11 protein-coding genes are annotated in these 13,165 nt (G+C 61.0%); 7 read left to right on the top strand and 4 right to left on the bottom strand.

Annotated features, from left to right (window positions below; all coding sequences use genetic code 11):
• The first annotated feature begins 408 nt into the window (after window positions 1-408).
• The 4 genes from BM225_RS03070 (at window position 409) to BM225_RS03055 (ending at window position 4,504) form a co-directional block, all read left to right on the top strand.
• Window positions 409-1,845, top strand: a complete 1,437-nt coding sequence (locus BM225_RS03070; RefSeq protein ID WP_083595698.1) for a methyl-accepting chemotaxis protein — start codon at window positions 409-411, stop codon at window positions 1,843-1,845.
• A 126-nt stretch (window positions 1,846-1,971) separates the two neighbouring features.
• Window positions 1,972-2,196 (top strand): hypothetical protein, encoded by a 225-nt coding sequence (locus BM225_RS03065; protein WP_072706899.1) that lies wholly within the window; start codon window positions 1,972-1,974, stop codon window positions 2,194-2,196.
• Window positions 2,197-2,374: 178 nt separating this feature from the next.
• The gene (locus BM225_RS03060) at window positions 2,375-2,821 is read left to right on the top strand and encodes a MarR family winged helix-turn-helix transcriptional regulator (protein ID WP_177218566.1); all 447 of its coding nucleotides are present in this window, start codon (window positions 2,375-2,377) and stop codon (window positions 2,819-2,821) included.
• Window positions 2,822-2,881: 60 nt separating this feature from the next.
• On the top strand, window positions 2,882-4,504 hold the full coding sequence (locus BM225_RS03055; protein ID WP_072706897.1) for an FUSC family protein: 1,623 nt from the start codon (window positions 2,882-2,884) through the stop codon (window positions 4,502-4,504).
• A gap of 7 nt (window positions 4,505-4,511) precedes the next feature.
• On the opposite strand, the gene pdxR is transcribed toward BM225_RS03055, so the two are convergent.
• Window positions 4,512-5,981 carry a MocR-like pyridoxine biosynthesis transcription factor PdxR gene (pdxR, locus tag BM225_RS03050; protein ID WP_072706896.1) on the bottom strand — a complete coding sequence of 490 codons (1,470 nt, stop codon included), beginning with the start codon at window positions 5,979-5,981 and terminating at the stop codon, window positions 4,512-4,514.
• A gap of 86 nt (window positions 5,982-6,067) precedes the next feature.
• Window positions 6,068-7,447, bottom strand: a complete 1,380-nt coding sequence (locus BM225_RS03045) for an aminotransferase family protein (RefSeq protein WP_072707250.1) — start codon at window positions 7,445-7,447, stop codon at window positions 6,068-6,070.
• A gap of 280 nt (window positions 7,448-7,727) precedes the next feature.
• Here BM225_RS03045 and BM225_RS03040 point away from each other — a divergent pair, with 280 nt between their 5' ends.
• The 3 genes from BM225_RS03040 to BM225_RS03030 all read left to right on the top strand — a co-directional run bounded on the left by BM225_RS03040 (window position 7,728) and on the right by BM225_RS03030 (window position 10,836).
• Complete coding sequence (locus BM225_RS03040) at window positions 7,728-8,708, top strand: taurine ABC transporter substrate-binding protein (RefSeq protein ID WP_072706895.1); 981 nt, start codon at window positions 7,728-7,730, stop codon at window positions 8,706-8,708.
• A gap of 64 nt (window positions 8,709-8,772) precedes the next feature.
• Window positions 8,773-9,573: a taurine ABC transporter ATP-binding protein gene (locus tag BM225_RS03035; RefSeq protein ID WP_072706894.1), complete on the top strand. Its 801-nt coding sequence runs from the start codon at window positions 8,773-8,775 to the stop codon at window positions 9,571-9,573.
• Window positions 9,574-10,836, top strand: coding sequence for an ABC transporter permease (locus BM225_RS03030; protein WP_072706893.1), 1,263 nt, complete (start codon window positions 9,574-9,576; stop codon window positions 10,834-10,836).
• 56 nt (window positions 10,837-10,892) lie between these two features.
• Here the strand turns inward: BM225_RS03030 and BM225_RS03025 are convergent, their stop codons facing one another.
• Entirely contained in the window at window positions 10,893-11,624 is a 732-nt protein-coding gene (locus BM225_RS03025; protein ID WP_072706892.1) for a sulfite exporter TauE/SafE family protein, read from the bottom strand.
• 1 nt (window position 11,625) lies between these two features.
• A complete protein-coding gene (locus BM225_RS03020; protein WP_092463826.1) occupies window positions 11,626-13,116 on the bottom strand; it encodes an aldehyde dehydrogenase family protein in 1,491 nt (496 codons plus the stop codon).
• Window positions 13,117-13,165 lie beyond the last annotated feature (49 nt).

The raw sequence follows: 13,165 nt of genomic DNA, 5'->3' as shown, positions 1-13,165 counted from the left end.
TAAGTTGAAAATCAGAGGATACCCGCGCCCGTGACGCTGCTTTGCTCTTGATAGACTGCAGAAGGCGACGGCCATTTGCACCGCTCACCATCCGTCGCATTGGCCGTGTCCCGCAGGGCAGGCAAATCGCTGGTCCTGCCAATTCTAACATCTTTACAGAGCCACGGTTTCCTCAGTTAGTCGCGGCGAAAGACATTCAGCCCAAGCTCTGAAGCCTCTTTGGCCAAATCCCATATGCGCTGTAAGCACGAGCCTACCAACCCGCACACGCGGCAGGCTATCCAAAATTTATGTCGCAAACCTATCCCTCTGTCCCAAACCCATCCCATCGATGAATGGTCCTATAGATTTGGCGCGATATGTCGTTCGTCCAATATAGAACCAAAATGGCAGTATCTGGGGGATATCATGGCCGAAATCGCGGTGTTTCCAAACGCAGCCGACCACGCTCCGCAACAGCCCGAGCAGGATAAGTCTGCGATCGCAGGGATTGCAAATCGCGTCGGAACCCTGAGTGTCGCAATCGCCGAAGTGTCTGGGGATGTGAACGACACCGCCGCGCGGGTCCAAGAACAGAGCGAACGCTTCAGGCAAATCCACAATCGCGCCCTCGGGATGTCCGAGCAGAGCGCCGTGGTCACTTCTGCTGCTCAGCGCGCCTTGGGGATTTCTGAAGAGGCCGAGGGGCGCATGGCGTCGACCAGCGGAAACCTAAGCGCCATGGTGGCCGACGTGAACCGCCTGACTGAACAAGTCACTGCAATCGCGGGGCAGCTTGATGGTCTGCAGGCGGCACTGGATCAGGTGGCCAAGGTTTCGCGCCATGTGGCTGGCATATCCCGTCAGACCAACCTGTTGTCGCTGAACGCTTCGATCGAAGCGGCGCGCGCAGGGCAGCATGGCAAAGGCTTCATGGTGGTCGCGGGCGAGGTCAAGGAACTGTCGAACCAAGCCGGGCAGGCGACTGCCGAGATCGGCGAAACTATCGAGCAGCTTAACAAAGAGCTTGGGGCCCTGCGCGCCAATGCGGAAAGCGCCACAGCTTTGGCCGGGGATATCAGCGAGAAAACCAGCGGCGTAGAGGGCGAAATCGACGCCATCCCCTTGACGCTTGGCAAGGTGCGGGTCGCACAACAGGATATCGTGACGGCCTCTGGCACCATCGACCAGTCGATCGTGGCGACCCAGAAGGACATCGACGAGTTGATCGTAAACGTGGAGCAATCCGCAGGTAGCCTTGCCAAGGCGAACGACGCCTTGCTCGAGGTCACAGACGACGCTGAAACCCTCACGGCGCTGTCCGCGCAGCTGGGGGTCGAGACGTATGACACGCCCTATATCGATGCCGTTAAAACCTATGCGGCGCAGATTACCGAAGCGCTCAATGCTGCGGTCAAAGCGGGTAGGGCGACGGAGCGGGATCTCTTTGACGATAACTATGTCCAGATCGAAGGTACCGCGCCGATTCAGCACATGACCCGCTTTACGCATCTGACGGATTCGATCCTGCCGAGCTTCCAAGAGCCCCTGCTCAAGTTCTCGGACAAGGTGGTGTTTTGCGCGTCCATCGACCGCAACGGCTACATTCCGACCCACAATTTGAAATTTAGCCACCCCCAGCGTTTTGGGGATGTGGAGTGGAACACTGCAAACTCGCGCAACCGTCGAATCTTTGACGACCGGGTCGGCTTGGCGGCGGGCAAAAGCACGCGTCCGTTCCTGCTTCAGGCCTATCGCCGCGACATGGGCAATGGCGAATTCCGCATGATGAAGGACGTCTCTGCGCCCATTTACGTCAACGGACGCCACTGGGGTGGTCTGCGACTCGCATATCTATGCGACTGAACGGGGCAGGGTGCCCATAAGGGTACATCGCCGCATCCCAAAGCGAACGTTAGCTGCCGTTAAGAGATTATTCTCCTTTGGCGTGCATTTTGCGAAACTGAACCCAATAGGCAATCAGGAGCGACCATGTACGGCGATCACTATGACAAAGGCCCCGGACCCGCGCGGCACATTGCCGTGGTGCGAAGCCAATATGGTGGAAACTATCAGGAATTCGGTCGCCACTACGGCTATGATCGTATGGAAATGATGGTCCTGCAGCGCAAAATCACACGCCGCCTCTATATGGGAATCGCTGGTTTGGCGACCGGTGCGGTGGTTCTGGCGTGGGTGTTAGGCCTACTGAACTGACCGTTGGGGAATGGGGTTTAAAAGGGCTGGTACCGACAGGTGCCAGCCTTTTTCCGTTTTGCGATCCGATATCTGTGCTGCGGCTTGCGCAATCGTCATAGAGGCCATGCGCGGCAGCGCCTTGCTATATTGATCCATATGAAATAGATAGCAAAGCTACCTAAATATGGAGCGCCCCGTGAGACACAGCGAAAACCGAGAGGACATTGGCTTTCAGCTGGTCATGGTGTCCCGCCGCTATCGCAAGGCAATGGACGCCGTCTTTGCCGAAAACGACCTGAGCGATGCGACCTCACTGCCGCTGCGCTACTTGGCGCGGCAGGAGACGCCGCTCCGGCAAAAGGATTTGGCCGACCGCTTGGCCATCGAAGGGCCGACACTGGTGCGGACGCTCGACATGCTGGTGTCCAAAGGGCTGGTGCGCCGGACAGAGGACCCAGACGACCGGCGGGCCAAGCTGATCAGCGCAACTGACGAGGGGCGCGCTTGCCTAAAACAGATTTCAACGCGGTTTAGCGCCCTGCGAAGCGCTCTGTTCGACGGGATCGCCGAGGCGGACATCGACGCGACCCTTCGGCTGCTCGACCAATTGGAGCGCAATATTGCAACGCATCGCGACAGGTGACGCGAACAAACGAATTTAAATTTACTCGGGCAGGATGCCGGAGCTGGAAAGGTGGATTGGATGACACGGTCGGATTGGGCGCGCGCGGCGAGCCTTGGGATGGCAGCTTGGATGTCCTTTGTGGTCGCGACGGCGCTGGGGGTGGATCACGCATTCTGGGCGGCGATGCCTGTGTGGGTGGTGGCCCAACCTTGGCGCGGCGTCACGATGGAGCGGGCGCTGTGGCGGCTGGTCGGGACAATCGTTGGCGGTGCGGCGGGGCTTGCGTTGCTGGCGGTGTCGCCGTCGCCGTGGGTGACAGGGATCGGCATGTCGGCGCTCGTGGCCCTTGGGGCGGCGTTGGTGCATCTATGGTCCGGTGTCCGCAGCTATATGCCCCTAATGTGTGCGATCACGGTGGGTGTTGTCGTTGTGCCGGCGATGCTCGACCCCAGCGCCGAAATCACTTTGGCACTGGACCGTTTGCTATGCACCTTGATCGGGGGCTTGTCGATTGCGGTGTTCGTTGCCCCGTTCACACCCCATGCAGACAAGCAAAGCTTTCGCAAAGCGGGCGCTGATCTGGCCGAGCGGTTTATCGGCACGGCGCGCTTGCTGCTGGATGCAGATGCTTCGGACGCCCAACTGGATGCAGCGGTCGCTGAAACCGTAGGTCAGGGCGCAGCGCTCGAGGCGCGTGCGCGGCTCGTGGCTGCTGGGTCCAGAGACGGGTATCGCCGGATGGCGGCGCTAGACGCTATTTTGGCGGCAGGGCTCGGCCTGCTCGAGGCGGCGACTGCCGCAAGCGAAGACCCCGAGCAACGAGAGCTCGCGATCCAAGCGTTGGACACCCACGCAGACCGTCCTGAACCGACATCGGCGCAAGCGCTGTTTCCCGCAGTCGTCCGTCTGATCGAGGCGCAGCGGGCCCTGCAGATCGCATCCGAAGATCTGCAATCCGTCGCCCCCTCTGGCCGAGACTTTCGCAAGCTGGTGCCGCCAAACAATCCGGCGCTCGCGCTTCGCGGAGCACTTCTGGCGGCGGCTGGGGGCCTTGTTGGGTCCGCTCTGTTCATTCTGACGGGCAGCTTTATCGGAGAGCTGACGGCGTTCTCGATGGTTATCTTTTCGCTTGTGCTCGGGTCGATGCCCGTCCCGCAAAATATTGCGCCAAAGCTGGTGATTGGTGTTTTTGCAGGGGCAAGCGCGGGGGTCCTCTATCGCCTTGGGGTGCAGCCGTTTGTGACGGATTGGGTGACGCTCGTGCTGGGTCTGCTGCCGTTTGTCGCTGTGGGGGCGATTGCCCGCGCCAACCCGCGCACCGCGACTTACGCGCTAGATGCGAACATGTGCTTTATGCTGGCCAGTCAGGCCGGAGCGGCTGCAGCCCCTCTGCCAGTGGTTCTGGGATCAGGTGCGGCGATGATTGGTGGTACGATTGCGGTGGTCCTGTGCATCATGGCGCTGCCCCGTCCGGGGCGTGGGCTGATCACCAAGACAGAGGATCGTCTGATCCGCGACCTGAATGCCTTGTCCGCACGTCGAGAGGCGGTTGATCCGCACCGGTGGTCTGCCCTCTGGGGACGCCGTATTTTGACCTTGGCAACAGCGCTGGACACGGCGGGCGAAGGCTTGCCGCGGCAATTCTTTGGCCTTGCGGGGCAGGGCTATCAGATTTTGGGGCGGCATTCGAAGACAGGCTAAACCCCAGTCAGGTGGCGCCTTCGTCCAGCCGTTCGGCTACCAGTTCCAACCCTTGCCGAATGCGGCCAGAGTCGATCGACGAATAGGCCAGCCGGTAATGCGAGGCATCGGGCGCGCGTCGGGCAAAGAAGGCATTGCCCGGCTCGATCAAGACGCTGTCGGCTCGCAGGTCCAGCGCCAGCTTCATCGTGTCCACGCCCTCTGGCGCGCGCATCCAGAAGGACGAGCCGCCGTGCACTTCGCGCGTGCCAAGGGTCAGGCCAAAACCCTTGATGCAGTCCTCCATGACAGCGCGGCGCTTGGCGTAGCTGCGGGCCATGCGGGTGATCTGCGCGTCGTAGTGGCCCAAAGACAGGAAGTAGGCCGCCGTGCGCTGGATGTGGCTGGGGGGATGGCGCAAGACGACAGAGCGCAGCTTGCGCATTTCCTCGATCATCGGGCGGGCGGCGACCACATAGCCCAGACGCAGGCCGGGAAAGACCGATTTGGAGAACGAGCCGACGTAGATCACCGACCCTGCCTGATCGAGCGATTTGAGCGCGGGCGCAGGCGATGACAAAAAGGACATCTCGAACTCGTAGTCATCCTCGACGATGATGTAGCCGTCGCGCAGAGCGCCCTTTAGCATAGCAAGCCGACGGTCCAAGGGCATGGTGATGTTGGTCGGGCAATGGTGGCTGGGGGTGGTGAAGACCAAGTTCGCATCTGCGGGAATCTGGTCCGGGGGCAGCCCGTCTTCGTCCACGTCGATCGAGGACGCCACAAACCCCATCTGGTCAAAGATCTGTCGCAAGCCGGGGTAGCAAGGGTTCTCGACCACGGCCTTTTGCCCCTCGGACAGCAGGAGTTGCGCGATCATCCAAAGGGCGTTTTGCGCGCCCATTGTGACGAGGATCTCATCCGGTTCAGCGCGAATGCCGCGACGGGGCAGGATGTGGCGCAGGATGTATTCGATCAGCATCGGATCATCGCGCTGGTAGTGGTCGCGGGTCAGGGTGTCGAAGTCCCGCCGCCCCACAGCCCGCAGAGAGCAGTCGCGCCAGTTGCGGTGGTCAAAAAGCTCTGGGTCGGACTGGCCGTAGATAAACGGGTACTTGAAGTCGGGCCAGTTCGGCGGCCGTGCGATGTTCTGGCGGGGCTGAGGACGGCGGGCCAGAATGCCATCCCAGTCAACGCCGCCGCTCTGGCTTTTGTCGACCTCGCGGAAACTGGGGCGCTTGGGAGCGGTGTCCGCGATGAAGTATCCAGAGCGGTCACGCGAAACGAGATATTCGTTTGAAACCAATTCTGTGTAGGCCAAAGTTACAGTAATTCTGGACACGCCAAGTTGCGCCGCCAGCCTGCGCGAGGATGGCATCTTTTCCCCTGTGACGCACCGGCCTGACATGATCGCATCCGACACAATCTGCTGGATTTGCTGCTGAAGTGTCGCCTCGCTGTGGGGCGGCAGCATAAAGATTTCAGGGGGGATCGACATGCACTGGACCTACGACACAAAAGAACTGGCCTTAACGCTAGAAGGCCAGTTCCGAGTGCGCAATCAAAGCTGGGCTTTCGCTTTGGTCAGCCGAAGACGTTGCCCAAAGCTTCATCAATTGCGTGGGTGATTGCGTCGATGTCGTCCGCTGTTGCGATCAGCGCGGGGGCAAGGCAGAGGGTGTTGTTGAATCCCGGAATGGCGCGGGCGGTCGCACCGATGATAACCCCTTGGCGCATGCAGTCGGCGACGACGGCTTGGACCTGAGCCTCTGGCGCGGGCGTTTTGGACGCGCGGTCGGACACCAGTTCTAGGCCGCAGAACAGCCCCAATCCGCGGGCCTGTCCGACGACGGCGTGCTTGTCCGCCAGTGCGTTCAGGTTGGCCATCAGGCGATCGCCCATGGCGGTGGTGTTGTCCAGCAGGCCCTCGTCCTCGATGATGCGCAGGTTCTCCAAAGCGGCGGCGGGACCAGCCGTGCAACCGCCAAAGGTCGAGATATCGCGGAACATGGCGAGGGGGTCGGTGGCGTCCTCTTTGAACAGGTCAAAGACTTTTTCGTTGGTCACCAGACAGGCAATCGCCGCATAGCCAGAGGCCACGCCCTTGGCCATCGTGACGAAGTCCGGCTCGATCCCGTAGTGCTGGTAGCCGAACCATTTGCCCGTGCGCCCAACGCCGCAGACAACCTCGTCGATGTGCAGCAGGATGTCGTATTTGCGGCAAATCTCTTGGACGCGCTGCCAGTAGCCCACGGGGGGGGTGATGACGCCGCCGCCTGCGGTCACGGGCTCTAGGCAGATCGCCCCGACGGTGTCCGGCCCCTCCCGCAGGATGACCTCTTCGATGGCGTCGGCGGCGCGCTCGCCATAGTTTTCGACGTCCCACTGAGTGCGGTATTCAAGGCAGTGCGGCACCTCGAGAAAGCCGGGGGTGTAGGGACCGTACTGCGCGTTGCGCTCGAATTGCCCACCGGCCGAGATCGTCGAGATGGTCGAGCCGTGGTAGTCACGCTCGCGGTACAGGATTTTGTGCTTCTTGCCGCCGTAGCGCTTGTGCGCGATTTGGCGGACCATTTTGAAAGCTTTCTCGTTCGCCTCAGAGCCCGAGTTCACGTAGTAGACGCGGCTCATCCCTGGCATTTTCGAGATCAGGCGCTCTGCAAACTGCGCCCCTGGGATCGAACCTGCGGATTGGGCAAAGTAGTTCAGTTTCACCAGCTGGTCGCGCACCGCATCGGCGATGCTTTCGCGCCCATAACCCACGTTCACCGTCCAGACGCCGCCCGACACACCGTCCAGATGTTCACGCCCTGTGGCGTCCCACAGGCGCATGCCTTTGCCCTCGATCATGATGCGCGGGTCGGTGGACTCATACTGTTTGTGCTGGGTCAGGTGGTGCCACACATGGGCTTTGTCAGCGGCGATGACGTCCGAGAAGTCATTGGTAGAAAACGATTGTGTCACGTTCGGGCTCCGGAGGCGTGCGTTGAATAGGGGGTGCTCTGCGTCCGACTCGAAGGGCCAAGGCGCAGGGTTGATCCCACGGTGTGCCCAAATTTGCAGCGTGAGTAGGGCCAGTCGCCGCATAGCCATATGTCCAGTTGGCCACCGCCGTTGAGCGTTGGGGCTGGGGCGCTCTTACTTGGGTCAAGGCGGGCCGTGCAGGTGCAGCATGTGCCGTCGCCGATCACCCCAATCGCATCGGTCCAGCAGATGACCGAGCGTTCCAACAAGGAGAGTGACCATGAAGACCCTCACCAAACTGATGACCGGCGCCGCCGTTTTGCTGAGCGCCCAAGCCGCCACCGCCGAAGAGCTGACCGTTGGCTACTTCCTCGAGTGGCCGATGCCGTTCCTCGCGGCCAAGGCGGACGGTGCTTATGAAGAGGCGCTGGGGATGGACGTGAACTGGGTGTCGTTTGAAACCGGCACCGCGATGTCGGCGGCGATGGCCTCGGGCGATGTGCAGATTTCGGTGTCCCAAGGGGTGCCGCCCTTTGTCGTCGCAGCCTCGGCAGGCCAGCCGCTGCAGGTGATCGACGTGGCTGTGTCTTATTCTGAGAATGATAACTGCGTCGTCGCGACCGAGCTGGAAATCGACAAGGACAGCGCAGGCGAGCTCGCGGGCAAGAAGGTTGCCGTGCCGATCGGGACCGCCGCGCACTACGGATTCCTGCGTCAGATGGACCACTTTGGCGTCGACCTGTCGAGCCTGACTGTAGTCGACATGCCCCCGACCGATGGCGCAGCTGCGCTGGCGCAGGGCGAGGTCGACTTTGCCTGCGGCTATGGCGGTGGCCTGACCCGCATGAAAGAGCACGGCAATGTGCTGCTAACCGGCGCCGAGAAGGAAGAGCTGGGTATCTTGGTGTTTGATGTGACCACCGCGCCTTCGGATTTCATCGTCGAGAACGAAGCGCTGGTCTCCACGTTCCTGAGTGTGACCGCTGCGGCGAACGCCGAATGGAACGAGACCCAGTCGCCCGAGATGCTGGAAAAGATCGCAACCGAATCCGGCATGACAGTCGAGGCGACCGAAGCTTCGATTTCGACCTTCACCTTCCCCTCGATCGAAGAGCAGCTTTCTGAGAAATGGCTCGGGGGCAGCGCGCAGAATTTCATGAAGGGCGTCGCGGATGTCTTCGTGGAGGCAGGCTCGATCGACAGTGCGCTAGAGAGCTACGAAGGCTCGGTGAACACCGGTCCGCTGATGGCGGCACAATAAGCGGTCCAAACGGGTGCGCCACATCTGGCGCGCCCAAACCTCTGATCCCCCAAAGGAATATTGTATGTCTTCTTTGAGCATCGAGTCTGTCTCTATGCGGTTTGACCTGCCGGACGGCGGGCATGTTCAAGCGCTCAAGGATGTGTCGCTGGACATCGCCAAGGGCGAGCTTTTGTCCGTTTTGGGTCCGTCGGGCTGCGGGAAATCGACATTGTTGAACATCGTTGCGGGTTTTCTGGCTGCGACGGACGGGCAGGTGACCTTGAACGGCAAACCCGTGAACGGACCGGGCGCAGAGCGCGGCATGGTTTTCCAGAAAGGGGCGCTGTTCGAATGGATGAGCGTCCGCCGGAACGTGGAATTCGGCCCGCGGATGAAGGGCATGCCCGAAACGGAGCGCAACACGATTGTCGAGAACCTGCTCGATACGGTTGGCCTGCGGGCCTTCAAGGACAAGGCGGTGTACGAACTGTCCGGCGGAATGCAGCAGCGTGTGGCTTTGGCCCGCTGTCTGGCGAACGATCCCGATGTGATCCTGATGGACGAACCTTTGGGCGCGCTGGACGCTCTGACCCGAGAGAAGATGCAGGGGCTCGTGCTGGACCTGTGGAAGAAGACGGGCAAGACCATCATCCTGATCACCCACTCCGTGGACGAAGCCCTGCTACTGGGGGAACGGCTGATCGTCATGGCCCCGCGTCCGGGGCGCATTCACCGTGAATACCGTCTGCCCTTTGCGGACCGCGCGGCCACGGCCGATCTGCGCACGGTCAAAGAGGACCCTGATTTCGGAAACACCAAGAAAGAAATCCTCGGGATGATTTGGGAAATGGAAGAAGAAATCATGAGCGGAGGAGACAAGTAAATGACCGGTCTCGTTATCCTAGCTGTCTATCTCGCGCTCTTTTTCGGGGCGTATTTTGCCGTGGTTGCGGCGCGCTCCAGCATGGCCAAGGTCTCTGATTTCACCTCGTTGAAAACGGTGACATTTGGCGATGAAAGTGCGGTGCGGCCTGATCGCATGGCCTCTTTGATTTCGGTTGTTGTGGTGTTTCTGGTTTGGGGCGCGTTCACCGGATCCAAGCTGGTGCCGATCCATGTGCCGGGCCCCTTCATGGGGCAAACCGAGTTCACCTACACCGCCACTGCGCCGGATGGAGCGACCTCTGACGGCACGGTCCGCGTGCTGGTCCACGAAATGGGCGAGGATGTTGCGGACCCAGAGCCCGCAGCGGACACGGGCTTTGCCGTCAGCGATGTGGCGACGGTTGCGGCTTGGCGGTCGGTGCTCATCCCCGCCTCCCGTAATGACGGCGAGGATGTCACCGTCACTCTGGTCGAGGGGCAGGCCATCAGCCCCGGCGATACGGTCTCGGTTCCCAATGGTTCGGTGACCATGACGCGCAAAGGATCGCTCAACTTCTCGCCCGACAGCGGCTTGCAGATGGAGGCGATCTGGATGCCTCCACCCGAAGCTGTGGCCGCGCAGCTGGTCGATATCGCGGTGAATGGCTACCAGAATGTGTCCCTGTGGGAGCATGTGGGCTGGTCGCTCTGGCGCGTTCTCGCAGGCTTTGTGCTTGGGTCGCTGATCGGCATTCCGCTGGGCTACGCGATGGGCCTGTCCGGATGGGCGCGCGGTTGGTTTGATCCAATTGTCGAGTTCATGCGCCCTGTGCCGCCCTTGGCTCTGATCCCGCTGGTGATCATCTGGTTCGGCATCGGCGAAAACGGCAAGATCGTGCTCCTGTTCCTTGCGGCGCTGTGGGTGATGATCATCTCGGCGCGGGCTGGGGTGTCGGGCGTCAACATCACCAAGGTGCATGCGGCCTACTCGTTGGGCGCATCGAAATGGCAGGTGCTGCGCCACGTGATCGTCCCCAATTCACTGCCCGAAATTTTCACAGGTGCGCGCGTGGCGATGGGGGTCTGCTGGGGTACAGTTGTCGCGGCGGAACTGGTCGCTGCAGAAAAAGGTGCGGGCAAGATGATTGTTGCGGCGTCGAAGTTCCAAGCAACCGATATTGTGATCATGGGGATCGTTCTGATCGGGATCATCGGCTTTGCCATCGACATCTTTATGCGCAAGGCAGAGGCGTGGTTGGTCCCATGGAAAGGGCAGTCCTGACCTTGTCCCGACAGGCAAACAAACGGGGCGCAGTCACACTGCGCGCCGTTTTGCGTTTACAGCAGACCATTTAGCCCTTTGATCCCCGTCAGCAGCGCAGAAATCAGCATGATGCCCAACGCCGCCATGCGGTAGTGCCCGTCGCCAAGCCGCTTGAACAGCAGACTGCCCGCATAGGTTCCAATCAGCAGCGCCGGATAGCTGGCCGCCGCAATGTAGAGCAGATCAACGGATATGGCGTCTGAGCCAAGCTCAATGAACAGCAGCGCCAAAGCGGCGGCAAAACTGAAGTAAATCAGCAAAGACGCACGGCTGGTGGCTTTGTCCGCGCCACGACCCAAGAAGTACGCCACAGCGGGCGGGCCGGGCATTGCGGCCAACCCCGCGAGCAAGCCAGCAGCGCAGCCGGTCCCAAGCGCGGGCCCGCGACCATCGGGGATCGCAACCTTGGCCAACAAGGCAAACAGCCCCACAAATACCAGCGCCGCAATTGCCACGCGCATCACATCGGGGGGCAGTTGCGTCGCCAGAAGCGCGCCAGCTGGCGCCCCGATCAACGTCCCGAGGCACAAGAGACCTACCGCCTTGCGGTCGATCCGCCGGTGATGCTGGTAAATGTCAAAGGGTGCGGCGGCGATCTGCAGAATTTCGATCACGATGACCGCATGCAGGGGCGGTACCACCAAACTGAACAAAGGCACAGCGGCGAGCCCAAAGCCAAAACCGGTGACACCACGCAAAAAACCGGCGGCCAAGGTGGCCGCCGACAGAATAAAGATATGATCCATGTCAGTCGAAATTCATCACGATGGTTTTTGATCTCGTAAAGTGTTCCAGCATCGCTTCGAGCGAGGCCTCTTTGCCAAGCCCCGATCTGCCAAAACCCCCGTAGGACACGTTCGGCTGGATGGTCAGGTTTTGGTTCACCTGCACATATCCTGCGTTCAGTCGCGCGGTGCTGTCCAAGGCGGTCGAGAGGCTGCGCGTCCAAACGCTTGCCGCTAGGCCATAGTGCGTAGAGTTCGCTGCAGCAATGACCTCTTCGTAGTCCGTCCAGCTATGGACAACCGCGACGGGGCCAAAGATTTCTTCCATCACGCAGGGGTGGTTGTCGGGCAGGTCCATCAGGATGGTCGGCTGAATGAAAAGGGCGGGCGACAGATCGGCGCTTTTGGGCAGGGTGCCATAGCGTTTGACAGTTGCTCCTTCGGTGCCCTCGGCCAGCGCAATATAGCGCTGGATCGTAGCCATCTGACGCGCGTTGATGATCGTGCCGACGTCGGTGGATTCGTCCAACGGATTGCCGATGACCAGCGCGTTCAGCGCCTGTTCGAGCTGCGCCATGAACGCGGACCTCAGGCTCTCATGCACGTAGATCCGGCTGGCGGCCGTGCAGCTCTGCCCTTGGCGGGTGAAACGCATGCCAGATATTGCCCCCGCGACGGCTTTGTCCAGATCGGCGTCTTCGCAGATAATCATGGGGGATTTCCCACCAAGCTCTAGTGACACAGGGATGATCCGGCTGGCCCCGATTTTGTAGATAGTTTCGCCCACGGCTTCGGACCCGGTAAAGGTGATCTTGGCGATGTCGGGATTGCGTGTCAGGGCATCACCGCACTCTGCGCCCGTGCCATTGATCACGTTCAAGACTCCAGCAGGCAGATGGCGCATGAGGATGTCCGCCATCAGGAAAGTCGCAAAAGGTGCCTCTTCCGAGGCTTTGACCACCACGGTATTGCCGGCAACCAGAGCGGGCCCAACCTTGAGCGCAAAGAGCACGAGCGGCACGTTCCACGGGACAATGGCGGCGACCACCCCCAAGGGCTCGCGGGTCGTCATGGTCAGCATGCGCGGGTTGTAGGGGATGGTCTGGCCTTTGATCTCGGACCCGAGGTTGCCGTAAAAATCCATGATGTCAGAGGCAACAGCGACTTCGCCGCGGCATTCGGTCCGGATGGCTTTGCCGGTTTCGCGGGCCAGCACCTGCGCGATGAGCTCCGCATGCTCCGCCAAAGCGCGTGCGGCAGCGGACACGCGCTTGCCGCGATCTCTTGCGGGCACTGCGGCCCATGCGGCCTGCGCGGCTTGGGCTGCATCAACCGCGAGCGCTGTGTCCTCTGCCGTGCTGGCGGGCGCGGTCCCCAAGACCTGTCCTGTCGCCGGATTGCGAACGTCTAGCGTATGCTGCGTATTGGCCAGCGCGGCGTTGACCAAATTCGAAGAGGCATAGGCCGCGAAGGTGGCATCTGGTGTCGTCGGGAGTGGGGGCAGGGTGGTCATCTTGGCCTCGGGGTCAGTCTGTTTGACCCCGAGAGTACTCTTGCCCGCT

This window comes from Donghicola eburneus, from assembly GCF_900115865.1.
Classification (GTDB): domain Bacteria; phylum Pseudomonadota; class Alphaproteobacteria; order Rhodobacterales; family Rhodobacteraceae; genus Donghicola; species Donghicola eburneus.
The sequence above is the reverse complement of the archived record's forward strand: the minus strand, read 5'-3'. Positions and strand labels throughout refer to the sequence as shown.